Origin of the sequence: Streptomyces violaceusniger Tu 4113 (genome assembly GCF_000147815.2) — a bacterium.
Lineage (GTDB): Bacteria > Actinomycetota > Actinomycetes > Streptomycetales > Streptomycetaceae > Streptomyces > Streptomyces violaceusniger_A.
In genome coordinates this window covers 2,846,207-2,871,111 of the sequence record NC_015957.1, presented here as the reverse complement: position 1 = coordinate 2,871,111, position 24,905 = coordinate 2,846,207, and the positions used below count along the sequence as shown (strand labels likewise).

The 24,905-nt window shown below is 72.2% G+C and carries 18 protein-coding genes; 10 read left to right on the top strand and 8 right to left on the bottom strand.

The window, feature by feature from the left end; genetic code table 11:
- Positions 1-48 precede the first annotated feature (48 nt).
- Positions 49-3,417, bottom strand: a complete 3,369-nt coding sequence (locus STRVI_RS12515) for a hypothetical protein (RefSeq protein ID WP_050993931.1) — start codon at positions 3,415-3,417, stop codon at positions 49-51.
- 1,259 nt (positions 3,418-4,676) lie between these two features.
- Between STRVI_RS12515 and STRVI_RS12505 the strand changes: the two genes are divergently transcribed.
- From STRVI_RS12505 to STRVI_RS12495, 3 genes are read left to right on the top strand one after another with little or no spacing between them, the layout of a single operon-like run.
- Positions 4,677-6,146 carry an aldehyde dehydrogenase family protein gene (locus STRVI_RS12505; protein WP_014056007.1) on the top strand — a complete coding sequence of 490 codons (1,470 nt, stop codon included), beginning with the start codon at positions 4,677-4,679 and terminating at the stop codon, positions 6,144-6,146.
- Positions 6,143-7,690 (top strand): APC family permease, encoded by a 1,548-nt coding sequence (locus STRVI_RS12500; RefSeq protein ID WP_014056006.1) that lies wholly within the window; start codon positions 6,143-6,145, stop codon positions 7,688-7,690. Before STRVI_RS12505 ends, STRVI_RS12500 begins: the two co-directional genes overlap by 4 nt.
- A 10-nt stretch (positions 7,691-7,700) precedes the next feature.
- Positions 7,701-9,251 (top strand): GMC family oxidoreductase, encoded by a 1,551-nt coding sequence (locus STRVI_RS12495; protein ID WP_014056005.1) that lies wholly within the window; start codon positions 7,701-7,703, stop codon positions 9,249-9,251.
- A 32-nt stretch (positions 9,252-9,283) separates the two neighbouring features.
- On the opposite strand, the gene STRVI_RS12490 is transcribed toward STRVI_RS12495, so the two are convergent.
- Positions 9,284-10,078 carry an IclR family transcriptional regulator gene (locus STRVI_RS12490; RefSeq protein ID WP_043235826.1) on the bottom strand — a complete coding sequence of 265 codons (795 nt, stop codon included), beginning with the start codon at positions 10,076-10,078 and terminating at the stop codon, positions 9,284-9,286.
- A gap of 166 nt (positions 10,079-10,244) precedes the next feature.
- On the opposite strand from STRVI_RS12490, the gene STRVI_RS12485 reads away from it, so the two are divergent.
- Together STRVI_RS12485 and STRVI_RS12480 are read left to right on the top strand one after the other, a co-directional pair.
- The gene (locus tag STRVI_RS12485) at positions 10,245-12,170 is read left to right on the top strand and encodes a GDSL-type esterase/lipase family protein (protein WP_251982609.1); all 1,926 of its coding nucleotides are present in this window, start codon (positions 10,245-10,247) and stop codon (positions 12,168-12,170) included.
- 112 nt (positions 12,171-12,282) lie between these two features.
- Complete coding sequence (locus STRVI_RS12480; protein ID WP_014056002.1) at positions 12,283-13,248, top strand: LLM class F420-dependent oxidoreductase; 966 nt, start codon at positions 12,283-12,285, stop codon at positions 13,246-13,248.
- Here STRVI_RS12480 and STRVI_RS12475 read toward each other — a convergent pair.
- A complete protein-coding gene (locus STRVI_RS12475) occupies positions 13,235-14,149 on the bottom strand; it encodes a LysR family transcriptional regulator (RefSeq protein WP_043238597.1) in 915 nt (304 codons plus the stop codon). The two genes, STRVI_RS12480 and STRVI_RS12475, sit on opposite strands and share 14 nt — an antisense overlap.
- 519 nt (positions 14,150-14,668) lie before the next feature.
- On the opposite strand from STRVI_RS12475, the gene sfnG reads away from it, so the two are divergent.
- From sfnG to STRVI_RS12455, 4 genes are all read left to right on the top strand, one after another.
- Positions 14,669-15,778, top strand: a complete 1,110-nt coding sequence (gene sfnG, locus STRVI_RS12470; RefSeq protein WP_014056000.1) for a dimethylsulfone monooxygenase SfnG — start codon at positions 14,669-14,671, stop codon at positions 15,776-15,778.
- An 87-nt stretch (positions 15,779-15,865) separates the two neighbouring features.
- Positions 15,866-16,420, top strand: a complete 555-nt coding sequence (gene ssuE, locus STRVI_RS12465; protein ID WP_014055999.1) for an NADPH-dependent FMN reductase — start codon at positions 15,866-15,868, stop codon at positions 16,418-16,420.
- Between the two features lie 2 nt (positions 16,421-16,422).
- Entirely contained in the window at positions 16,423-17,622 is a 1,200-nt protein-coding gene (locus STRVI_RS12460; RefSeq protein WP_014055998.1) for an SfnB family sulfur acquisition oxidoreductase, read from the top strand.
- A 41-nt stretch (positions 17,623-17,663) separates the two neighbouring features.
- Positions 17,664-18,827, top strand: coding sequence for an LLM class flavin-dependent oxidoreductase (locus STRVI_RS12455; protein ID WP_014055997.1), 1,164 nt, complete (start codon positions 17,664-17,666; stop codon positions 18,825-18,827).
- Positions 18,828-18,880: 53 nt separating this feature from the next.
- On the opposite strand, the gene STRVI_RS12450 is transcribed toward STRVI_RS12455, so the two are convergent.
- Positions 18,881-19,066 (bottom strand): DUF397 domain-containing protein, encoded by a 186-nt coding sequence (locus STRVI_RS12450; RefSeq protein ID WP_014055996.1) that lies wholly within the window; start codon positions 19,064-19,066, stop codon positions 18,881-18,883.
- On the bottom strand, positions 19,063-19,920 hold the full coding sequence (locus STRVI_RS12445; RefSeq protein ID WP_014055995.1) for a helix-turn-helix domain-containing protein: 858 nt from the start codon (positions 19,918-19,920) through the stop codon (positions 19,063-19,065). Before STRVI_RS12445 ends, STRVI_RS12450 begins: the two co-directional genes overlap by 4 nt.
- A 161-nt stretch (positions 19,921-20,081) precedes the next feature.
- On the opposite strand from STRVI_RS12445, the gene STRVI_RS12440 reads away from it, so the two are divergent.
- A complete protein-coding gene (locus STRVI_RS12440) occupies positions 20,082-20,519 on the top strand; it encodes an ATP-binding protein (protein WP_014055994.1) in 438 nt (145 codons plus the stop codon).
- 99 nt (positions 20,520-20,618) lie between these two features.
- On the opposite strand, the gene STRVI_RS12435 is transcribed toward STRVI_RS12440, so the two are convergent.
- The 3 genes from STRVI_RS12435 to STRVI_RS12425 form a co-directional block, all read right to left on the bottom strand.
- Positions 20,619-21,173 (bottom strand): hypothetical protein, encoded by a 555-nt coding sequence (locus tag STRVI_RS12435; RefSeq protein ID WP_014055993.1) that lies wholly within the window; start codon positions 21,171-21,173, stop codon positions 20,619-20,621.
- The gene (locus tag STRVI_RS12430; RefSeq protein WP_014055992.1) at positions 21,170-22,363 is read right to left on the bottom strand and encodes a helix-turn-helix domain-containing protein; all 1,194 of its coding nucleotides are present in this window, start codon (positions 22,361-22,363) and stop codon (positions 21,170-21,172) included. The genes STRVI_RS12435 and STRVI_RS12430 overlap by 4 nt, the downstream gene beginning before the upstream one ends.
- 122 nt (positions 22,364-22,485) lie before the next feature.
- Positions 22,486-24,771 (bottom strand): glycosyl hydrolase family 95 catalytic domain-containing protein, encoded by a 2,286-nt coding sequence (locus STRVI_RS12425; protein WP_251982608.1) that lies wholly within the window; start codon positions 24,769-24,771, stop codon positions 22,486-22,488.
- Positions 24,772-24,905 lie beyond the last annotated feature (134 nt).

The window sequence follows — 24,905 nt, the reverse complement described above, 5'->3', positions numbered from 1 at the left end:
CTGAGCACCCGGCGACGACGTCGCCTCACGCCACCGACAACACCCTGTTCACTCCACCGTCGTCGTCAGCCGCAGCGCCGCGTCCCGGACATCCGCGTGCGGATGTCCGCGCAGCGAGCGCAGCCGCTCCCGCCAGGGCTCCGCCCATTCCGTACGCGCCCCGCCGACCTCGGTAAGGGTCGCGGCGAACAACCCGGAGGCGTGGCCTCCGTCCTCGTCGAGCTGTCCCGCGGCACGCAGCAGACCGGCGTCGGAGCCCGGCCGCAGCGCGGTGTTCAGCCGTCGGCCCAGGGCGTCGGCGGTACGGACGGCGAGGGCGGGGCGGGTGGTGTGCAGCCGGGCGAGGCGGGCGAGTCCGGCGGACAGCGGGCCGGGGCGGGCGTCCAGGTCGAGGGCGTTCACCAGCACATGGGCGGCCTCCTGGACGAACGTCTCGTATCCGGCGAGGAGTTCACCGGCGGCCCGCGCGGTGCGCCGGGTCACGCGGGGCCGCATCCGGGCCCGGGTGGCGAGCCGGTCGGCGAGGTGCTCGATGCGGCGGCGGGCGGGGCGGTCGCGGTCGGGTTCGGCGTCGGGGCCGCCGGGTCGGGCGTCGGCGGTGGCGAGCGCGGCGAGCGCCCAGGCCAGCGGGTTGTCGCCGGGCGACCCGTCAGCGGCCGCGGCCATCAGGTCCAGCAGGGCGTCGGCGGCGGGCCGCCAGCTCGCCCGGTTGCCCAGGTCGGTGACGGCCGCGACCAGGACGGCCGCCGCGTCCGGCGCCCACGGTGACCACCCGGCCAGCGCCCCGTATCCGGCCGCCGCCACCTCGGGGTCGTCGGTGTCGCAGACGACGCGTATGAGCTGGGCGTAGCGGCCGCGGTGCGCCTCGGGGAGGTCCAGCGGACGGGTGCGCAGCACGGCGTGGCGCAGTTCGCGCCGTCCGCTCGCGGCGGCGGTCAGCAGCTCCCAGGAGCGTTCGGCGTCGAGCGGCCGGGTGGCGAAGGCGACACAGGCGGCCTGCACATCGGGGTGCTGGCCGGGCAGTTCGAAGGCGTCGGCGAGCAGCGCGGCGGCGTCGCTCACCGGGAGCAGGGTGGCGGCGAGCCGGACGGCCTCCTTACGGCTGGTGACCTTCGCGGGGACGGGCGGTACGGCCGTGGCGACCCCGTCCGGCGCGAGCACCCCGCGCATGAGCCGCCCCAGCCGTGACGGCTCGGCGTACCGGGCCGCTCTGGTGGCCGCGTACACCGCCACCCGGGCCCGGTCGCCGCCCGCGTGGGCCAGCAGGGCGGGCAGGGCGTCCCCGGGGCGGTCGGTCCGGGCGAGGGCGGCGAGCGCGGCCTCGGCCAGGACCACGTCCGAGGCGTCGGCCAGGACCACATCCGGGGCGTCGGCCCAGGTCCGGACGGTGGCCACGCCCGTGCCGGGGATCAGCGCGGCGTCGGCGACGGCGGCCGCCCGCTGCTGCGGCCGCAGGGAGGTGTCGGCGGCGGCGCGGTCCAGGAGGCGGGCGGCGGCGGCCTGTTGGCGGGGCAGCCAGCGGCCGGTGTTCCGGCCGGTGGGCGGGGTCCAGTGGGTGCCGGGGGTCAGAAAGCGCCCGTACGGCGGGGTGTCGTCGAGGACGAGGTCGAGCAGATCGGTGCGACGGCGGGTCAGCACGGCCAGGACGGGCGGCAGCACGGCCGCCGAGGGTTCGTGGGTCAGCAGCTCGGCCACGCGGGCGTCCCGCTCCGCCGGTGGTTCCAGCCACAGCCCGATGGCGGTGCGGACCGTCGTGTCGCTGCCGAACGAGATGGCCTGCCACAGGAGTTCCTGCAGCTCGGGCAGGGTGTGGGCGCGCCGGCCGAGGGAGCGGGCGAGGGCGAAGGTCAGCTCGTGGTCGACCCGTTCGGCGCCCGCCTCCAGCCAGGGCCGCAGCGCCTCGGACACCGCCTGCTCCTGGCCGCGCCGCAACTGGTGGTCGAGGCGGCCCAGGTCGGCGGCGCCGACGCTGCCCGCGAGCCGGGTGAGGGTGCGCAGCGCCCAGCCCAGGAGCTGCCGCCGCCCGGTGACGGCGTGTTCGCGCAGCAGCGCCACGGCGAGGTGGCGCAGCGCCTGGCGGGTGGCGGACGACGAGTCGCGGGCGGAGATCGCCTCGGCCGCGATGCGGTCCAGATGCTCGGCGGCGTCGTCGGTGAACAGCGCGGGGTGGGTGCGGGCGAGCGCGCCGAGCGCCGCGGAGCGCACCGGGTCCTGCTCGTTGCGCAGCCGCTCCAGCAGGTGCAGCAGGTCGGTGAGGGCGTCCGGGTCGCCGGAGCGGGCGACGCACTGGATCAGCAGCGGGTAGGCCAGGGCGCGGTCCTCGGCCGAGGAGCGGCGCACGGCGGCCAGCAACTCCTCGCGCGCCTCCTCCACCGGCAGCTGGGCCACCGACTCCAGCACGGTGGTCCAGGGCGCGCCGCGCTCACGCGCCTGGGCGGCCATCCGGCGGGCCTCGGCCTGGCGGCGGGGGCGCGGCAGGACCTCGAGTACGGCGGGTTCGATGACGGCGTGGGCGGGATCGCGTCCATCGGTGGCCGCGTCGTAGAACGCGGCGCGGCGGGCGGGCGGCAGCGCGGCCAGCAGCCGGGCGAGGGCGTCGGCGTCGTGCCGCAGGGCCCGGCCCAGTTCGGCGAGCTCGGGCGGGTCGGCGCGGACGATCCGGCGCAGCACGGCCCGGTCCAGCCGGCGCCGGGTGCCGCTGTGCTCGGGGGCGAGCAGCAGCCGCAGCGCGCCGCCGGGCTCGGCGGCCACCAGCACGGACAGCCGGGCCCGTACCGAGGCGGGCAGCGGGCCGTGGCAGTGGTCCTCCAGCAGCTCCAGCACCCGCTGCGGCTCGATGGGCGCGGCGAGCGCGACACAGGGCGCGTAACGGGTCCACCAGTCGGCGCGCAGCAGTGTGGGCAGCGCGGTGAGTTGGCGCGCCGCCTCGTCCAGGACGGCTACCGGATGGCGGGAGACGAGGGGCCGCCACGCGCGGACGGCGTGGAACAGCCCGGGCAGCAGCCGCGCCACGGTCTCCGCCCCGCATCCGGGGAGCAGCCTGGCGGCCTCGCCGTCGCCCCAGCGCTCCCGGAACGGCTCGATCAGCCGGTCCGCGAGCGCGGTGCGCCGCCCGGCCACGACGGTACGCACCAGTGCGCGCCGTACGGTGGCGGGCGCGTCCTCGAACGCCGCCGCCAGCGCGTCGTCCGGGATGGCGCCGGGGCCGCCGCGGCGGGCGGTGTCGAGGGCGCGGTGCCGCACCACGGGGTCCGGGTCCGCGAGCCGCGCCGCGAGATGGCCGGTCCGCCCACCGGCGGCCGCGGCCACGGCCGCCAGCCGCCGCTCGTACGCCCCGCGCCGCTCCAGCTCCTCGATCAGCGCACCCAGCCGCCCCTCGGCACTGGCCGCCCTCGCCCGCCCGGCCAGCTCCCGCATCCGGCTCGGGAAGGGCAGCGGATCGAGGACGGCAAGCAGCTCGTCGGCGAGGGCGCCGTGGGATTCGGGGCCATGGTGGACTTCGGAGTCCACCTGGGCTTCGGGACCGCGGTGGGGCTCGGGGCCAAGGTCGGCTTCGGGGCCCACCTGCGCTTCGGGACCGTGATGGGCTTCGGAGCCACGGTCGACTTCGGGCCCACGGTGGAGCTCGGGGCCACGATGGGCTTCGGGCCCACGGTCGGCTTCGGAGCCACGGCGGACTTCGGAGCCAAGGTGGGCTTCGGAACCACGGTGAGCTTCGGAACCACGGTGGGGCTCGGGGCCAAGGTGGGCTTCGGGGCCGCGGTGGGCTTCGGACGCGTTGACCATGCCAGGGATTGTGCCGCTCACACGTCCGATCACACGTCCCGCCGGAAGATGGTTTCCCGGACGGGCACCCCCGGGCGCGCTTCACACCCGTCGCCCCGCCCCTCGCGCCCGGCCCCCCGGCCCGGCCGCGGTCGCTCGCGTCCGGCCCGCGCGTGCCGCAATCCGGGCCGCGATGCACACGGCTTCGGGCGACCCACAGCCCGGCGGCGGCCCCGGGCGCGCCCCGCACAGCCGGGCCCGCCGATCTCGCCGATCCTGCCGGGGCCGCCAGGGCCGCCAGGGCCGCCGGGCCCGCCGGAGCCACCGGAGCCACCGGGCTCACCGGAGCCACCAGGGCCACCGGAGCCACCAGGGCCGCCAGGGCCGCCGGAGCCACCGGGGCCGCCGGGCCCGCCGGAGCCACCGGAGCCACCGGGCCCACCGGAGCCACCGGGCCCGCCAGGGCCACCGGAGCCACCGGAGCCACCGGGCCCACCGGAGCCACCGGAGCCACCAGGCCCACCGGAGCCACCGGAGCCACCGGGCCCGCCAGGGCCACCGGAGCCACCAGGCCCACCGGAGCCACCGGAGCCACCAGGCCCACCGGAGCCGCCAGGGCCACCGGGGCCACCGGGGCCACCAGGGCCACCGGGCCCACCGGAGCCACCGGGCCCGCCAGGGCCACCGGAGCCACCGGGCCCACCGGGCCCACCGGAGCCACCGGAGCCACCGGAGCCACCGGGGCGCCCGCTCGCGTCCCCACCGCACCCACGCACATCCCAGCCGCGCCCGCACCTCCCCCACGCCGTGCGAGCGTGACCGGTGCCACTTACGCTCAGTGTGTGGGCCGGCCGGGTGCGTCGACGGATCCACCTCGGGACCGGCCACTTCGTCCGAGCCCGGAGGAGCCCATGCCGGAGCTGTTCATCGGCGGCCACTGGACGACCGCCCTCGACGGACACAGCCGCGAGATCCGCTGTCCGGCGGACGGCTCGCTGGTCGCCGTGGTCGACGAGGCGGGGCCAGGCGACGCCGCCGCCGCGGTGGCCGCCGCCCGGGACGCCTTCGACCGCGGATCGTGGCCGGGCACCCCGCCCGCCGACCGGGGCGGGCTGCTGCTGCGGGTGGCCGATCTGCTGGAGCGCGAGAAGCCGACGCTCGCCCGCGCCGAGTCCCTGGACACCGGGAAACGGATGGTCGAGAGCGAGTACGACCTCGACGACATCGCGAACTGCTTCCGCTACTTCGGCAACCTCGCCTCCTCCGCCGGCGCCGGCCGCGTGGTGGAGGTGGGCAGCGCGGAGATCGACAGCAGGGTGGTGCACGAACCGGTCGGGGTCTGTGTGCTGATCACGCCATGGAATTACCCACTGCTGCAGACGGCCTGGAAGGTGGCGCCCGCGCTGGCCGCCGGTAACACCTTCGTCCTCAAGCCCAGCGAGCTGACCCCGCACACCTCGATCCATCTGATGCGGCTGCTGACGGAGGCCGGGCTGCCCGGTGGTGCCGCCAATCTGATCCTGGGTTCGGGGGCCACCGCGGGCGCGCCGCTGGTCACCGACGAACGGGTGGACATGGTGTCCTTCACCGGCGGGGTGGTCACCGGACGCTGGATCATGTCGGCCGTCGCGCCCACGGTGAAGAAGCTGGCCCTGGAGCTGGGCGGCAAGAACCCCAATATCGTCTTCACCGACTGCGATTTCGACACCGCGGTCGACTACGCGCTCACCGCGGTGTTCCTGCACTCCGGGCAGGTCTGCTCGGCCGGCGCCCGGCTGCTGGTCCAGGAGCAGCTCCATGACGCGTTCGTCGACGAGATCGTCCATCGCGCCCGGAACATCCGACTGGGCGGGCCGTTCGACGAGCACGCCCGCACCGGGCCGCTGATCTCCGCCGAGCACCGCCAGAAGATCGCCGACTATGTGGCGGCGGGGATCGACGAGGGCGCGGTGCTGCGCTGCGGCGGGACCCCGCCCGACGATCCGGACCTGGAGAAGGGCTACTACTACCTGCCGACCGTCCTGGACGACTGCACCCCGGACATGTCCGTGGTGCAGGAGGAGTCCTTCGGCCCGGTGCTCACCGTGGAGCGGTTCCGGGACGAGGACGAGGCGGTGGCACTCGCCAATGACACGGTGTACGGCCTGGCGGGCGGGGTGTGGACGCAGGACGCGGAGAAGGCGCAGCGGGTGGCGTCCCGGCTGCGGGCCGGGACCGTATGGATCAACGACTTCCATCCGTATGTCCCGCAGGCCGAGTGGGGCGGGATGAAGCAGTCCGGTATCGGCCGGGAGCTGGGCCCGTCGGGGCTGCACGAGTACCAGGAGCTCAAGCACATCTGGCGCAACACCGCGCCCCGTCCGCAGCGGTGGTTCGAATGACGGCGAGCGGGTCGGCAGGACCGCCGCCGAAGCCCCGGCCGGACGGTTCGCATGACGACGACTCGCTCGCCGAACTCGGCTACCGCCCGGAACTCAAGCGCACCCTGGGCAACTTCCACACCTTCGCCGCCGGGATCAGCTACATCTCCATCCTCACCGGCACCTTCCAGCTCTTCTACTTCGGTGTCGCGCACGGCGGCCCGGCGTACTGGTGGTCATGGCCGATGGTGTTCAGCGGGCAGTTGATGGTGGCGCTGAGCTTCGCCGAGCTGGCCGGCCGCTATCCGGTGGCCGGTTCGGTCTACAACTGGTCCAAGCTGCTGGGCGGCCCGCATGTGGGCTGGCTGGGCGGCTGGATGATGATGACGGCCTCGATGGTGTCGCTGGCGGCCGTGGCGCTCGCGTACCAGGTGACGCTGCCGCAGATCTCCTCGTTGTTCCAGTTCATCGGCGACGGCTCCACCGGGACCGAGCGCGCGGCCAACGCGGTGCTGCTCGGCAGTGTGCTGATCCTGTTCACCATGGTGATCAACGGCTTCGGGGTGAAGCTGATGGCCCGTATCAACTCCGCGGGCGTGGCCATCGAGCTGATCGCCACGGTCGTGCTGATCCTGCTGCTGGCCGCGCACCTCGCCCGCGGCCCGTCCGTGGTGCTGGACACCTTCGGCCGTGGCCACGGGGAACCGCTGGGCTATCTCGGCGCGTTCCTCACCGCCTCGCTCGCCTCGGCGTATGTGATGTACGGCTTCGACACGGCGTCCTCACTGGGCGAGGAGTCCGTGGACCCGGGCCGTAACGCGCCGCGCGCCATCCTGCGGGCGCTGGTGGCGTCGTTCGCCCTCGGCGGGCTCATCCTGCTCTTCGCGCTCATGGCGGTGCCGAATCTGCACGACAAACGGCTGGCGGTGGACGGTCTGCAGTTCGTGGTGCTCTCCGCGCTCGGCCACGGCGTGGGCCTGATGGTGCTGTGGTGCGTGGTCGTCGCGATCACCGTATGCGCGCTGGCCGTGCACACCGCCGCCATCCGGCTGATGTTCGCCATGGCCCGGGACAACAACCTGCCCGGTGGCTCCCGGCTGGCCCGGGTCCATCCGCGGTTCCAGACGCCGGTGCTGCCGGCGGTCCTGATCGGGCTGGTGGCCATCGCGATCCTGGTCCTCAACATCAACCAGCCGCAGATCTTCTCCGTGGTCACCAGCATCGCGATCATCATGATCTACGTCGCGTATCTGATGGTCACCCTGCCCATGCTGGTACGGCGGCTGAGGGGCCAATGGCGCCCGGCCGAGGACCGCTTCTCGCTGGGGCGGCTGGGGCTGCCGGTCAATGTGCTGGCCGTGCTGTGGGGCACCGCGATGACCGTCAACCTCGCCTGGCCCCGGGCTGAGGTCTACAACGCCACCGGACCGCACCACTGGTATCTGCGCTGGGGGGCGGTCCTGTTCGTCGGCGCGGTCGCGCTGGGCGGCTTCACCTACTACTGGTTCGTCCAGCGGACCCGTACGGGTGTGCTCGCCGAACACGCGGCCGCCACCACCCCGTGAGGAGAGGCCCGTGGACCAGTTCGACTACGTGGTGGTCGGCGGCGGTACGGCCGGATCGGTGGTCGCCTCGCGGCTGTCCGAGGACCCCTCGGTGAGCGTCTGCCTGCTGGAGGCGGGCCCGTCCGACCTCGGGGACGACAACATCCTGCGGCTGAACCGCTGGATGTGGCTGCTGGAGTCCGGCTACGACTGGGACTACCCGATCGAACGTCAGGAGAAGGGCAACAGCTTTCTGCGCCACGCCCGCGCCAAGGTGCTCGGCGGCTGCTCCTCGCACAACTCCTGCATCGCCTTCTGGGCCCCCGCCGAGGACCTCGACGCATGGGCCGCCATGGGCCTGGACGGCTGGTCGGCCGCCGACTGCTTCCCGCTCTACCAGCGCCTGGAGGACAACGACGCGCCCGGCGACCACCACGGCCGCGGCGGCCCGGTCCGGATCCGCACCGTGCCGCCCGAGGACCCGTGCGGCCGGGCGGTGCTGGCGGCCTGCGAGGAGGTGGGCATCCCGATCGCCCCGTTCAACACCGGGACGACGGTGGTGCGCGGCGCCAACTGGTTCCAGATCAACGCCCGCGAGGACGGCACCCGCTGCTCCGCCTCGGTCGCCTATCTCCACCCCGTCATGGATTCCCGGCCCAATCTGGAGGTGCGCACCGGACTGCAGGCCAAACGGCTGGTCCTGGACGAGAATCTGCGCTGTACCGGTGTCGACTACCTCTCCCCCGATCTCATCCGCACCCTGAGGGTGCACGCCCGGCGCGAGGTCATCGTCTCCTGCGGCGCCATCGACACCCCGAAGCTGCTGATGCTCTCCGGTATCGGCCCCGCCGGACATCTGCGGGAGACGGGGGTGGAGGTGCTCGTGGACTCCCCCGGGGTCGGTGGCAACCTCCAGGACCACCCCGAGGGCGTCATCATGTGGAACGCCGAGCAGCCCATGATCAACACCTCCACCCAGTGGTGGGAGATCGGCATCTTCACCGCCACCGAGCCCGACCTGGACCGCCCGGATCTGATGTTCCACTACGGCGCGATGCCCTTCGACCTGAACACCTACCGCCGCGGCTACCCCACCTCGGAGAACGCCTTCTCCCTCACCCCGAACGTCACCCGCGCCCGCTCCCGCGGCACCGTACGGCTGGCCACCCGCGACTTTCGCGACAAGGCGCGCGTAGACCCCCGCTACTTCACCGACGCCTACGACATCGACATCATGACCCACGGTCTGCTGCTCGCCCGCAAGATCGCCGCCCGGCCCGCGCTGGCCATGTGGGCCGGCGCCGAACTGGCCCCCGGGCCCGATGTGCACAGCAGCAACGAGCTGGCCGCCTACATCCGGGAGACCCACAACACCGTCTACCACCCGGCCTGCACCGTACGGATGGGCGCGCCCGACGACCCGGACGCCCCGCTCGATCCGCTGCTGAGGGTCAAGGGCGTGACGGGGCTGCGGGTCGCGGACGGCTCGGCGATGCCGTATCTCATCGCGGTCAATCCGTGCATCACGACGATGATGATCGGCGAGAAGTGCGCGGACATGATCAAGCAGGGCCGGCCCTGAGGGAGTTCCGCTCCCCGGTGACGCGGTCCCCGCTACGGGCGCCACTGCGGGCCCGTGCCCGCCCCCCTCGGCACGACCGCCTCGATCTTCGCCCGGATCTCCCGCATCACCCCGACGATCCGCTCCTCCCGCCCCTCCGCCAGCCGGGCCGTCGGCACGGAGCAGCTGATCGCGTCCACCGCCGGGACGTCGTACCGCAGGGCGAAACCGAAGCCCACGATGCCCACGACCCCCTCCTCCCGGTCGACCGCGTGGCCCCGCTCCCGCACCCGCGCCAGATCGGCGACGAGCGCGACGCGGGTGCGGTGGGTGTTGGGCGTCATCGGCGCCAACTCCTCACCCGTCAGCGGGAGTTCGCCGTCGATCCGCTCGGCGAGCAGCGCCTTCCCCAGCGCCCCCACATGGGCCGGGAGCCGCCGCCCGACACGGCTGAACGGGCGGAGGTACTCATGCGACTCACGGGTGGCGAGGTAGACGACATCGCCGCCGTCCAGCCGGGCGAGGTGAATGGTCTCGCCCAGCGCGTCGGACGCCTCGTCCAGATACGGCCGCGCCGCCCGCACCCGTGGATCGCTGTCCAGATAGCTGGTGCCGGTGAGCAGTGCGCGGATGCCGATCCCGTACAGCGAGCCGGTGACGTCGGTGCGCACCCAGCCGCGGTCGATCAGGGTCTTGAGCAGGGCGTACATACTGCTGCGCGGCACCCTCAGCTCCTCGGCGAGCTCGCGGAGCCGGGCGGGCTGCTCGCCGCGCGCGGCGAGCAGCTCCAGCAGTTCCACGGTGCGGCCCGCGGACTTCACCTCGCGCACCCCACCGGTTTCCGCCATGGCGCACATCGTAACCGTGGCCGCACACCTTGACGTTGAACCGATTCATCGCTTCCATCGTGAGGCGACCCAAGCCTGGGAGCGCTCCCAGACCCCCGCACCCTCCCCCGAGAGGACCCCCATGCCATCGATCCCGCACGTCTTACGCAGACTCCTCCTGCTTGTCATGACCGCGTCGCTTTGTGCGGTGGGGCTGAGCATCGGCGCCACCGCACGGGCAGCGGCCCCGGGGAACGGCTCGGTGACCGACCCCAACATCGCCTACACCGGCCGCTGGGACCTCGGCTCCACCACCGCCGCCGTCCCCAACTGGACCGGCGGCTACCTCCAGACGGCATTCACCGGCACCACCGTGAAGATCAAGGCCCGGGATGCGGTGAACTTCTACGCCAGCGTCGACGGCGGCGCCGATGTCTTCTACGCGGGCGTCAGGGGCACCGTCAACCTCACCCCGACGCCACTCCCCCAGGGCAACCACACCCTCCGCGTCTCCTACCGCTCCGGTGACACCGTCTTCCAGGGCCTGGTCCTCGACTCGGGCGCGGGCACGGTGGCTCCCCGCGTCCCGTCCGGGCTCATCGAGTTCGTGGGCGACTCCATCACCGCGGGCGCCCTCACCGACCGGCTCGCGCTGGATTCGTACGGCTGGAAGACCGGCGAACAGCTCGGCATGCGGCACACCCAGATCGCCCGCTCGGGGTACTGCCTGGTCGGCAAGGACGGCTGTGTGGGCCTCGCCGCCCAGTTCTTCAAGACGGCCTCCACCGGCGATCAGAACTGGGACTTCTCCCGCTACCAGGCGAACGCGGTGGTCATCAACCTCGGCACCAACGACATCGGGCACGGCGTCACCGGCGCCGAGTTCCAGTCGGCGTACACCGCCCTCCTGCGCGATATCCGCGCGAAGTACCCGAACGCGGCGCTCTTCGCCGTCCAGACCCTCAAGAAGCGCTACCTGACGGAGACCAGGGCGGCCGTGAGCGCGCGCAACGGCGCGGGGGACGCGAAGGTGTACTACGTCGACACCAGCGGCTGGCTCACCGACGGCACGGACTACGAGGACGGCAACGGCCACCCCAACGAGGCGGGCCACACCAAGTTCGCGAACCGCCTGGCCCCGGCCATCAGCGCCAAACTGGGCACGGCCGGTGTGAAGGCCGCCGCACCCGGCCGGCCGGGCGACCCCCACATCACATTCAGCGGCCGCTGGGACACCAAGACCTCCACCACCGCCTACACCCCTTACTGGGCGGGCGCCTACTTCCGCACCGGCTTCACCGGCCGCACGGTCAAGCTCGAGCAGCGGGGTGCGATCGACCTGTGGGCCAGCATCGACGGCGGCCCGGCCACCTTCTACGACGAGGCCAAGGGCACGGTGAACCTCACCCCCACCCCGCTCGCCGCCGGAAACCACACCCTTCAGGTCAACTACCAGGTGATCGCGGGCAGTTATCACGGTGACGCGGTCTTCCAGGGCCTGACCCTCGACAGCGGCGCCACCACCTTCACCCCGCCCGCCCCGAAGAAGCTGATCGAATTCGTCGGCGACTCCATCACCGTCGGCACCACCACCTCGCAGAACGCCCGCACCGCCTACGGCTGGCTCATCGGCGAACGGCTCGGCGCCGACCACACCCAGATCGCCCAGGGCGGCGCCGCCCTCGTCGACACCGCCGACGACCGGATGAGCCTGGAGCAGCAGTTCACCAAGCTCAACCCGAACGCCGCCACGCCCGACTGGGACTTCTCCCGCTACCAGGCGAATGCCGTCGTCATCAACCTCGGCACCAACGACGTGGGGCGCGGGGTGAGCTCGGCGCAGTTCCAGGCGTCGTACACCAGCCTGCTCCGTAAGGTCCGCACCGCCTACCCGAACGCCTGGATCTTCGCCCTGCGCACCTTCAGCGGACGCTTCGGCACCGAGACCAAGGCCGCCGTCACCGCCTTCGGCGACGCGAAGTCGTCCTCCGTCGACACCACCGGCTGGCTCGCCTCCGACGACCTCTCGGACTCGGTCCACCCCAACGACAAGGGCCACCGCACCATCACCGACCGCCTGGCCCCGCTCATCTCCGCCAAGCTCCAGGCATGACCACGGCCGCGCCGTGACCGCGTCCCGCGTCTACCGCACGTGAGCCGCCGCGACCCACGGTGACCAGCCATTCGTCTCGTTTGGACGCCGGCCGGAGCGGTACTCGGGAGCCATGGTTCGATGGGGATACACGATGATGACCGAGCAGGCCGGACCACGTCAGCTCGTCGACGACGTGGTCCGGGCCGAGCAGGTCGGGTTCGACTTCTCGGTGACCTCCGACCACTACTTCCCGTGGCTGGACTCCCAGGGGCACGCCCCGTACGCCTGGAGCGTGCTGGGTGCCGCGGCGCAGGCCACCTCCTCGATCCCGCTGACGACGTATGTCACCTGCCCCACCGTGCGCTATCACCCGGCGGTGGTCGCGCAGAAGGCGGCGACGCTCCAGTTGCTGTCCGAGGGGCGGTTCCGGCTGGGGCTCGGGTCCGGCGAGAACCTGAACGAGCATGTGATCGGACAGGGCTGGCCGTCGGCCGATGTGCGCCACGAGATGCTGGAAGAGGCGATCGAGATCATCCGGGCGCTGTTCGGCGGCGGCTATGTCACCCACCACGGCACCCACTACGACGTCGACTCGGCGAAGCTGTGGGATCTGCCGGACCAGCCGCCGCCCATCGGCGTGGCCGTCTCCGGGCCGCAGTCCTGCCGGCTGGCCGGGCGGCTGGCCGACATCCTGATCGCCGTGGAGCCCAAGTCCGAGCTGGTGGGGGACTTCGAGCGCAACGGCGGTGGCGGAAAGCCCCGGATCGGCCAGATCCCGGTCTGTTACGACCCCGACCGGGACGCGGCGATCGCGCGCGCCCATGACCAGTTCCGCTGGTTCGGGAGCGGCTGGAAGGTCAACTCGGAGCTGCCGGGGCCCGCCTCCTTCGCGGGCGCCACCCAGTTCGTCCGGCCCGAGGACGTGGCCGCCTCCATTCCGTGCGGCGATGACGTCGGGGAGTTCACGGAGCTGATCCGGCCCTTCGTCGACGCGGGTTTCACGGACGTCGCCCTCGTCCAGATCGGCGGTGACCATCAGCGGCCGTTCCTGGACTGGGCCGAGGAGCGGCTGCTGCCCGCGCTCAGGGAGCTGTAGGCGTCCCCGCGCGCCGTACGAAGAGCTGGTGCAGATCGCGTACGGCGCGCGGGACGGAGCCCGAGCGGCGGCGCTGGATCACCAGCAGCACCTCGGTGGCCTCGCCGTCCGCGAGCGGCCGGTGGGTGATCGCGCCACCGCGCTCCAGAGGGTCACCGATGACGCTGAAGTCGGGGAGCACGGTGACGCCCAGCCCCTCGGCCACCATCAGCTTGCCCATTTCGGCGCCGTCGGTGGAGTACGAGAAGGACGGGGTGCGCCCGGCCAGCAGCCGGTGGATGAAGCGGTGCATGAGATAGCCGGAACGCATCACGATCAGCGGTTCGCGCCCGTCCAGCAGATCCGCCGCGCTCACCACCGGACGGGCGGCCAGCGGGCTGTCGGGACGCAGACAGACCACCGGGCGGCCGCGCAGCAGCTCGGTGGTCTCGAGGTCGGGCGGGACGTCGTCCCCCCCGAGGTAGTTGACCAGGCCCAGATCGACGCTGCCCTCCAGCAGCGCCCGGTGGATCTCGGTCTGCTGCGCGCCCACCACCTCGACCTGGGTCACCGGGTGGGTCGCGCGGAACTCCCGGACGGCCGGGATCAGCAGCGGGACCGTCGCGGTGTTGACCGTGCCCAGCCGGATCATCCGGCTGACCCGGTGCTGGTCACCGGCGGCGTCGCGCAGCCGGTCGACGGCCTCGATGACGGTGGCGATATGCGGCAGCAACTCCCGTCCCTCCGCGCTGATCGTGGCGCCGGAGCGCTTGCGCTCCAGCAGATCCACGCCGAGTTCGCGTTCGAGATTGCGTACGGTCTCGCTGAGCGCCGGCTGGGACAGGTGCAGTTCCTCGGCGGCGCGGCGGAGTGAGCCGAGGCGGGTGACCGCGGCGATGTATTCGAGCTGTTCAATTCGCACACGGCGCACCATGCCCGCCCGGGGCGCCCGCTTCAAGGGGATCCCTATCACGGTCTCATGAATACCGACTCACTCCCCGGCCCGCGTCCCGGGTAATCTCGAAGCGGGCGCCGCGGAATTCCGCGGCCCGGCCCATGCGTCCGGGATATGGAATGGAGCCCGGGCCTTCTTGACCGGCAGGACTTCTCCCTGGTTGGATCGGTGACATGAAGCGACAGGACCTCACGCGGCGACGCCACGTCGACCTCGCGCGTGTCTCCAGCGCGTCCTGTTGCTGTCCGGCTTGACCTGACGCCGGGTCCGAGCGAGCCCTGAGGGATCGCCTCCGCTTCGCTCCCCGCCGCCTCCCATGATCGGGAAAGGCTTTTAGCCGCCGCCACCGAGAAAATGCGGCCGCGCTGCCCCGCCTTTGCGCCCATTCGCGCTGCCCGGTCTTTCCGCGCCCCGCCCCGGATGAATTCCGCTCGACGCCGGGGCGCCGATTCGCCCTGCCCGTATTCGCTCCACCGGGAGTTCCCCATGCCCGCAGAACCCCTCCGTTTCGCCTATTGGGTGCCCAATGTCAGCGGCGGACTGGTCACCAGCACCATCGAGCAGCGCACCGACTGGGGCTACGACTACAACCGCGACCTGGCCGTGCTCGCCGAGAACAACGGCTTCGACTACGCCCTCAGCCAGGTCCGCTACATGGCCAGCTACGGCGCCGAGTACCAGCACGAGTCGACCAGTTTCAGCCTCGCACTGCTGCTGGCCACGCAGCGGCTGAAGGTCATCGCCGCCGTCCACCCCGGGCTGTGGCACCCCGGCGTCCTGGCCAAGCTGGGCGCCACCGCCGATCAGCTCTCCGATGGGCGGTTCGCGGTGAACGTCGTCAGCGGCTGGTTCAAGGGCGAGTTCACCGCGCTGGGCGAGCCCTGGCTGAAGCACGACGAGCGCTACCGCCGCTCCGAGGAGTTCATCCGGGCGCTGCGCGCGATCTGGACCAAGGACCACGCCGAACTGGCCGGGGACTTCTACCGGATCCGGGACTTCTCCCTCAAGCCCAAGCCGCTGAGCAGCCCCGGGCGCCCGCATCCGGAGATCTTCCAGGGCGGCAACTCCACCGCCGCCCGCGCCATGGCGGGCCGGGTCTCCGACTGGTACTTCAGCAACGGCAAGGACTTCGACGGCGTCACCGAGCAGATCGGGGACGTCCGCGCCGCCGCGGCCACCGTCGGCCGCCCGGCGCCCGGCTTCGCCCTCAACGCCTTCCTCATCGCCCGCGACACCGAGGCCGAGGCCCGCGAGACCCTGCGCGAGATCGTCGCCAAGGCCGACACCGAGGCCGTGGACGGCTTCCGCGGCGCCGTCCAGCAGGCGGGCCGGTCCACCGCCGACGGCAAGGGCATGTGGCAGGACTCCTCCTTCGAGGACCTGGTCCAGTACAACGACGGCTTCCGTACGGGGCTGATCGGCACCCCCGAGCAGATCGCCGAGCGCATCGTGGCCTACAAGCGGCTCGGCGTCGATCTCTTCCTCCTGGGCTTCCTGCACTACCTGGAGGAGGTCGAGTACTTCGGCAAGCGGGTGCTGCCGCTGGTCCGCGAGCTGGAGGCGGAGCTGCCGGAGCCCGTGCCCGCGCTTTCCTGACGCCGCCGGCGTTCCCGCCGGCGTTCCCGCCGCCGTTCCCACCGGCTCCCGATCCCACCGCCTCGACCGCATCACGAAGGATTGCTCATGGCCACCGTCCTGTCCCTCTCCGGCTCTCCCTCCGCCACCTCCCGCACCGCCCGGCTGCTGCGCCATCTGGACGCCCGGCTGACCGCCCAGGGCCATCAGGCGGTGCCGCTCGACGTCCGCACCCTCCCCGCCGCCGCGCTGCTCGGCGCGGACTTCTCGCATCCGGCCATCGTCCGGGCCAAGGCGCTGGTCGAGCAGGCGGACGGGCTCGTCGTGGGAACACCGGTCTACAAGGCCGCCTACTCCGGGCTGCTGAAGTCCCTGCTGGATCTGCTGCCGCAGTACGCGCTCGCGGGCAAGACCGTGCTGCCGCTGGCCACCGGTGGCACCACCGCCCATGTGCTGGCCATCGACTACGCGCTGCGGCCGGTGCTCTCCTCCATGGGCGCGGCCCATATCGTCCAGGGCTGGTTCACCCTGGACAAGGACATCACGGTGGAGCCGGACGGCGGGGTGAGCGTGGCGGCGGGGGCCGCCGAAGCGCTGGAGCAGGTCGTCGACCAGTTCTCGGCGGCGCTCGGCCACACCACCGTACTGGCCGCGGCGAGCTGACCGTGTCGTCCCTGCCCGAGCCCGCCCATGTCATCGCCGATGACACCGAGGCGCTGAAGGTGGCCGCCGCGCTGGCCGAGGAGTTCCGTACGGGCGCCGCCGAGCGCGACGCACGGCGCAGACTGCCGCGTGCCGAACTGGACCGGCTGTCCGCGTCCGGGCTGCCGGCGATCACCGTCCCGGCGGAGCACGGCGGCGCGGATGTGTCCGCCGTGACCCTCGCCGAGGTGTTCCGGCTGCTCGCCGCCGCCGACGCCAGCCTCGCCCAGATCCCGCAGAGCCACTTCGCGTACATCAATGTGCTGCGCCGTCAGGGCACGCAGGCGCAGCAGGCGTTCTTCTTCGGCGAGGTGCTGGCGGGGAAGCGGTTCGGCAACGCCCAGTCGGAGGCGGGCACCCGGCACCTCCAGGACATCCGCACCCGCCTCGCCCCGGCGGCCGACGGCTCGTACACCCTGACCGGTGTCAAGCACTACTCCACCGGCGCGCTGTTCGCCGACTGGATCCCGGTGCTGGCCCGGGCGGAGGACGACGACCTGCAGGTGGCGTATGTGCCGCGGGACGCGCCCGGTCTGACCGTCGTGGACGACTGGGACGGCATGGGCCAGCGGACGACCGCGAGCGGCACCGTGCGGCTGGATGCCGTGCCCGTCCCGGCGGACCGGGTCGTACCGCACCATCTCACCTTCCGCGGTCCCCAACTGCACGGCGCCAGTGCGCAGTTGCTGCACGCGGCCATCGACGCGGGGATCGCCTCGGGGGCGCTGGCGGAGGCGGTGACCTTCGTCCGCACCAAGAGCCGCCCCTGGTTCGAGAGCGGCTTCGAGACCGCCGCCGAGGATCCGCTGCTCATCCAGCGCTTCGGCGAGCTGGCCCTCCAGGTCCGGGGCGCCGAGGCCCTGCTGTCCGCCGCCGCCCGGGCCGTGGACACCGCCCGTGGCCACCTCGACGAGGACACCGCCGCCGAGGCGTCGATCGCGGTGGCCGCGGCGAAGGTGGCGGCGGCCGACGCGGCGGTGGAGACGGGCAGTTCGCTGTTCGAGGTCTCCGGCACCCGCTCGGCCCTGGACGCCCTGGGCCTGCACCGCCACTGGCGGGACGCCCGTACGCACACCCTGCACGACCCGGCCCGCTGGAAGGTCCAGCACATCGGCCGCTATGTGCTGAACGGCACGAAACCACCCCGCCACGGCCTCCTGTAGCCCCCGCCCCAACCCCGCTCACCCCTGAACGGAGCCGCACCATGTCCCTCACCTTCCACTGGTTCCTGCCCACCAACGGCGACAGCCGCCATGTCGTCGGCGGTGGCCATGGCACCCCCGTCACCTCGGCCGGAGGGGACCGCCCGCCGTCCGTCGGCTATCTCACCCAGATCGCCCGCGCCGCCGAACACCTCGGCTTCGAAGGCGCTCTCACTCCGACCGGCGCCTGGTGCGAGGACGCCTGGCTGACCACCGCGATGGTCAGCCAGCACACCGAACGGCTGAAGTTCCTGGTGGCCTTCCGGCCCGGTTTTCTCTCGCCCACCTTCGCCGCCCAGATGGCCTCCACGTACCAGCGGCAGACCGGCGGCAGGCTGATGCTCAACGTGGTCACCGGCGGCGAGAGCCATGAGCAGCGCGCCTACGGCGACTTCCTCGACAAGGACGCCCGCTACGCCCGCACCGGCGAGTTCCTGGGCATCGTCCGCGACCTGTGGGACGGCAAGACCGTCGATGCCACCGGCGAACACCTCCACGTCGAGGGCGCCAAGCTGGCCCGGCTCCCCGACCCGCTCCCGCAGGTGTACTTCGGCGGCTCCTCCCCCGCCGCGGGGCAGGTCGCCGCCCGCCATTCCGACGTCTACCTCACCTGGGGCGAACCCCCCGCCGAGGTCGCCCGGAAGATCGCCTGGATCCGCTCCCTCGCCGCCGAACAGGGCCGGACGATCCGCTTCGGCATCCGGCTGCACGTCATCACCCGCGACACCGCCGAGCAGGCATGGGCCGAGGCCCGCCGACTGCTCGACGGCTTCGACCCGGAGACCGTGCGCTCCATCCAGACCGGGCTCGGCCGCAGCGAGTCCGAGGGCCAGCAGCGCATGCTCGCCCTGCACGGCGGCAGCCTGGACAACCTCGAGATTTACCCCAATCTCTGGGCCGGTGTGGGCCTGGTCCGCGGCGGCGCGGGCACGGCCCTGGTGGGCAGCCACGCGGAGGTCGCCGAGCGGATCGCCGAATACCACCGCCTCGGCATCGACGAGTTCATCCTGTCCGGCTATCCGCACCTGGAGGAGGCGTACTGGTTCGGCGAGGGCGTCCTGCCCGTGCTGCGCCGCCAGGGCCTGTGGTCCCACCCCTTCCACTCCCCCGCCACCGCCGAACAGCCCACCACCCAGGTCCCGTTCGCGGCGGCGGGGAGTTCCTGATGACCCGGTGACGTCGGTCGCGCCCGCGATGAGTTAGCGGGCGCGCCACCGGCTCAGCCGTGTGCGGCGTACCGGACGAACCGCGCCCAGCCGTCACGGCTGACGGCGAGACCGGGGCGTGCCGTGTCCTTGGAGTCCCGTACGTGGACGGCCTCCTCGGTGATGGCGACCTCCACGCAGTCGTCTCCCTGACTGCCGCTGTAGCTGGACTTGAACCAGGTGAGTTCCGCCCTACTCATAGGTCTCCTCGCAGTCGCTCCAGCAGGCCACGGGAGTCTTGGGGTGTCAGGGCCTGCGAGCGCAGTGTGTCATAGCGCTGGTTGAGGAGGCGCACCTCTTTCGAGTCGGCAATCAGCCGTCCGTTCTGCTGACCCTCCGAGTAGGCGTAGCGCCGCCCTTCCGGTGTTTCCAGCAGCCGAACAGGTCCGTCCAGGCACGCGTGCAACTCAGCTTCCAGCGGCACCACTTGCAGCTTCACATTGCGCAGTGCGCTGCGCTCCAGCACGTGGTCGAACAAGCGCCGCCGCTGCTCTCGATCACCGAACCTCCTCCGGAAGACGGCCTCGTCCACGATGAAGCTGAACGGGACGTGCGGCCGCTCGTGCAGCATCTTCTGCCGCTCGGTCCGCGCTACAAGCTGGGCCTCCAACTGCTCATCCGTCAGCAGAGGGATCGTGCCCTCGAACACCGCCCGCGCGTAGTCCTCCGACTGCAACAACCCCGGCACCAGCCGACACTCATACGTGCACAGGCTCACCGCGACCCGCTCCAGCCGCGCCCACCGCCGGAACCACGCCGCGAGCCCCGGCTCGCCGCGCGACAGATGCCGGGCGGCCTTCCGTAGCGCGCCCGTGTTGCCCAGGACCTCCTCCGCCCGTTCCACGAGCGACTCGTCCGGCATGCGCCGTCCCAGCTCCACCGACTCCACGGTGTGCTTCGAGAACCGGACCAGCTCCCCGAACTGCGCCCGGCTGAGCCCCGCGTGTTCGCGCAGGGCCTGGACGACGGCGCCGAACGTCCGCAGACTGTCCGAGGGGTCGGGTTCCCGCTCCCAGTCGCCGTCTCCTCCCGCACAGGCGTCGTCAGTCGTCATACGCGGCCACCTCCTATTGCGTACGTGCGAGGCCCCCGCGCTCGACTCACCCAGGGTGACGGAACCCCCGACGTACTGTCCACCGAACGTGTCCGTACGCTGACGCCGCGTACGTGGCGTGCCACTCGCGCAAGCCACCGGACACCCGCCACCGTGGCCCCATGAACGCAAGCACGCCCCAACTCCCCGCCACGAACCGGACCTTTACCCAACGCCTGTCCTCCACGCGGCGCGGGGCCCGGCTGGCCCGGCTGCTCGCCGTGGAACAGCTCCGTGCCTGGCCCGTGTCACCCGCCGTCGCCGATCGCGCCGTGGCGATCATCGCCGAACTGAGCGCCAACGCGGCGCTGCACGGGCGCGTACCGGGCCGCGATTTCCGGCTCGGCCTCGCCCTCGACGACGCCACGGAAACCCTCCGCATCGAGGTCACCGACACACGGGGCGAGCGGCAGCCCACCCTCCAGCCGGCCCCTCCCCCGGACCGTGAAACCGGGCGCGGCCTGCTGCTGGTGGACGCGCTCGCCGACCGCTGGGGCACCGAGTCGCACCATCCGGTGGGCAAGACAGTCTGGGCGGAGCTGGACCGCCGCCCCGGCTGACCGTGGTCGCCGGGCTCTCCCAGACCCGGCGACCGCGGCCGGCCCAGGGCCGGGAGGGACCGCCGCCCCGCCGGGCCGTGGTCCTGGACCAGCCGCCGGTCAGCGCCGTAGGTCCTCCGGCCGCGGGGGGATGCCCCGCAGATGGCGGCCCTGCTCCGTCATGGCCTGTAAAAGGCGGTGCCCTTCGTGCGCCACGGCCAGTTCCTCGGCCACGGCCACCCGGACGATGTCCACGGTGTCCAGAACCGTGATCCCCTTGCGTCGGGCGAAGCGGCCGGCCTCCCCGTCGTCGGTGATCCAGACCGAGCCGGCGAATTCCGGCCGGTTCTGGATCAGCGTCAGAGTCTCGGCCTCGCCGAGGTGCTGGAGAGGGCGCGCCGGGTCACCGGCGAAGACCAACCGCCGTAAGCGGTCGACGAGTTCGGTCTCACGCGGGTCGTCGATCTCGATCGGCTTGCCGAGCCAGCCGCCGGCGGCGACCGTGCGGAGCCGGGGCAGATGGCGCGCCGAGCGGGTGGCCTCGTAGGCGACGGCCTGGGTCCAGCGGCCCCGGCTGTCGAGGACCTTTTCCAGGAGGCTCAGCCGGTCGACGGCCGCGAAGTTGCACAGGACCGTGTTGTCGGGGAACCACCAGGTGCGGTTCGTGGCCGTCATGGCTGGAAGATCAGGTCGCCCTTCTCCGCGTCCGCGGCGGGAGCGGTGGCCGCGGGCTGCTCGGGGTCCAGGGCGTCGTGCAAGGCGTTCGGGTCCATGCCGAAGTAGGCCGCGAGCGGGCGCAACGTGGTGTCACCCGCCAGATAGCCCTCGTAGAGACCACGGGCGGGGGCCAGCGGGAGGCGTCTGGCCCGGGCCGCGGCGACGCGGTTCTCGTGGAGATCGGCGCGCTGGGCCAACAGATGACAGACCTCGGTGGTCACACCGCGCAGCCGGCTCCTGTCGTGGGCAGGGACCAGGCCGAGCTGGTACAGGCGGGCGGCGAGCGCGCTCGGAGAGACCTTGAATCGGACGACCAGAGCCCGGAAGGCATCATCGGACACCCCGGAGCCGGCCGGCCCGGTGCCCACTTCGGCATGGATCTCTGCCCGCGGCATCAGGAAGTTCGCCGCGAAGACATTGGCACGGACCTCCGTATGGTCCTTCTGCCTGCCGGGAGCCAGGTGGGTCTCGGTGCGCATCTCCTGTGCGTCCCGGGCCAGGATGTGGCCGAGTTCATGGGCCAGGGTGAAGCGCTGCCGGGTCCACACCCCGGTGCGTGCCAGCAGCACCAGCCGGAAGTGATCCGTCTGCCAGGCCGCCCCGTCGAGGCCCCGTGGGAGATCCGTCTGTGCCACGTCGATCCCGAAGTGCTCTTCGAGGGCATGGGCGAGATCGGAGGTCTCGCATGCGGCCACTGATGTCACTCCGCGAGCGGAAAGCGCCGTCAAGGCATCCAGGGCCAGCGCTTCCCCCTGGTCGACATACCCCTCCAGGTCCGCCTTGGGACGGGGCAGGGCAGGCAGCGAGCGGGACCGGCCCATCAGGTCGAGCACGTCGTACGCGGTGGTGAACCGGTGGACGAGCTCCTTCAGGGCGAGACCGGAGTCGGGGTCGGAGTCGGAGAAGGGGCTACTGGCGCGTGCCGCGAAGGCAGGACGCTGCGGCTCGCGACCGGTGAGCAGCCAGTCCACCGTGGTCTGACCCAGCTCCGCGATGCGGGCCAGGTCGAGCGAGGTGAAACGGCGCCTGCCGCTCAGTGACTTGGACAGCTTGTCGGGGGTGAGCCCGACGCGCTCCGCGAACGCGGCCTGCTGGAGGGAGGCCGCGCTCATGACCTTGCGCACACGGTCGGTCACCGTCTCGTTCATGAGGACAGGCTAACCAGGTCTTGCGAAAATCGCAATCGATGAGCGCATGGCACACCCCTGCTCTTCGGCAGGGGTGCGCCCATCGCCTTGTTCGGGCGGCCGCTTGTCCGGGCGGCCGCGGTTCAGTCCGGCAGCCCCCACGGCTTGGCGTCGCCGACGGCCGGGACGTCGCGCGGGGCCGGGTCCGGGCGGTGGCCCCGGGGGGTGATGAGGGCCGTCGCGTCGCGGGCGAGGGGGATCTCGATGCGGCCGGGGCCGGTGCGGCGGTAGCGGAGGGGGCGGCCGCGGTGGTCGTGGACGTCGATCGGGCCGGGGATGCCGTGGTGCAGGACGAGCGGGGCACCGGCCTCGCTGTGGACGCGTATCCAGCGGGTGCGCCCGGCCGAGCGGTCGGCGTCCACGAGGAAGGCGCCCTGGGTGCGCAGGGACTGGACCGAGAGGTCGGGCCAGCGGCGGGAGACGGAGGGGAAGACCCGCAGGACGCCGTTGTGGCTCTGGACGGCCATCTCCAGGATCGACTGGGCCGCCGTCAGGGGGCTTTCGGTGGCGAGGTTGCCGCCCTCGACGTACATGGTGTTCGGGGTGATCCAGGCGTTCTTGATCAGGTTGCCGTCCGTGAGGAAGGTGAGGAAGTCCAGGGCCTCCTCGGGCCGTTCCATGCGCGAGGCCATGGAGGAGGCGACGGCGTAGCTGTAACCGGCCCACAGGCTGCGGTCCTTGACCCAGTGGTCGAAGGTGGTCCGCATGATGTCCCGGTCGGCCGGACGGTCCCAGTCCAGCTCGTGCAGCGGGTAGAGCCAGAGCATATGGGAGAAGTGGCGGTGGGACTCGGTGAGCGGCTTCTCGGCGCCGATCATGATGCCGGTGGCATCGCGGGGGTAGGCCACGAGGCGGTCGAGGATCTCGCGCCAGCGCCGGGCGCGGGGGTGGTCGGTGCGGAGGATGCGCAGGCAGTCCAGGAGGGTGGCGCAGCCCCAGCGGAGCAGGGAGAGGTCGTAGGTGCAGTCCTCGGCGTCCGCCCACTCCGGTGAGCGGGTCAGCGGCAGATGCAGCTTGCCGTCGCCGCCCTCGTAGAGGAAGTGGTCGTAGAAGTTCACCGCCTTGGCGAGGATCGGGTAGAGGACGTCGCGCACGATGCGGATGTCCATGGTGTGGCGGTAGCTGAGCCAGATGTTGTGCATGGCCCAGATGAGATTGCCGTTGTTGTCGGTCTTGGTGGCGGTGCCGGGGATGCCGACGGTCTTGTCGCCGGGGCGCAGCAGCCAGTCGGAGGGGTGGGCCAGCGCATAGGTGTCGCCGTCCCGGTACTCCGGCGGGACGGACAGCGGCAGATTCTTCTCGAACTCCTTGAAGGTGGAGGTGACGGAGTCGAGTTCGAGGTGGTTGGAGCCCTGGACCAGCCAGGTGGCGATCTGGACGTTGAGGTTCCACCAGACCGCGGTCCAACTGCCGCCGGTCTCCGGGTACCACGGCCCCCATTCGGACATCGAGGGCCCGTCGGCGCGGGTGGCGCAGGCGACCTTGTAGAGCTGGATCCAGTAGAAGCTCTGCAGCCGCTTGTCGGGTACGGAGACCAGGCTGTGCTGGTAGAAGCGGTGCCACCAGGCGCGGTGTGCGCGCACCAGGTCGTCGGGGTCGGTGGCCAGGGTCCGGGCCACCTCGGCGACGGCCAGTTCGGTGGTGTGCGACAGGTCCTCGGGGTGGCGGTAGACGATATGGGCGGCCAGCAGCCTGCCGGTGCCCACCCGCCGTTCCCGCCAGGCGGTGGTCCAGCCGCCGCCCGCGATCAGCGGCTGCTCCACATAGTGGGTGTCGCCCGCGGAGCCGGTGCGGGGGTCGGGGTTGCCCGTGTAGTCCGCGGGCTTGTCCTTGGTCCGGGGTGAGGCCGCGGGCATCCAGGTGAACGACCAGGCCGCGGCCTCCTCACCGGCGCTCGGCCGGGTGGAGATCAGCAGCGCGCTACGGGCGTTGTGCACCAGCATCGTGAAGCGGACGCTGCCCCGGGTGGTGGTGATGGTGCCGCGCAGCTCGGCGTCCCAGATGTCGAGCGTCCAGTCGACACCGGTCACCTCTCCGGCGAGGGTGAGGTCGAAGTGGCCGATGGGCAGGCGGGAGAAGCCGTACGGGGCGCGCCACTGGGGGCGCTGGTCCTGCACCTTGGTGTGGCTGAGCATGACCTTCACGGAGTTGGACGTCTCACCCTTGTACACCACCGCGCCGAGCAGGCCGTTGGCCAGGAACGGGCCGTCCTGCCAGTCGCCGGGCATCCGCCGCCACCGCGGGGCGGCGGCCCTGGCCATGCGTTCGGGCAGGGCCGCCGCTCCGCCGGACACCTGCGGAGCGGCCCAGGCGGTGCCCGATCCGGCCAGCCGGCCTCCGGCGCCGACCGCGGCGGCTGTGCCGATCACACCTCTGCGAGAGATCCCGTTCCCTGTTGGCGCGGTCACGTATGTGCCTCCCATATCCGGTGGTGAACTACCGGAATGGTGCAGGGCACATGGGCACCTGGGAATACCTCCGACGTATGGAAATTCGGCGGGCT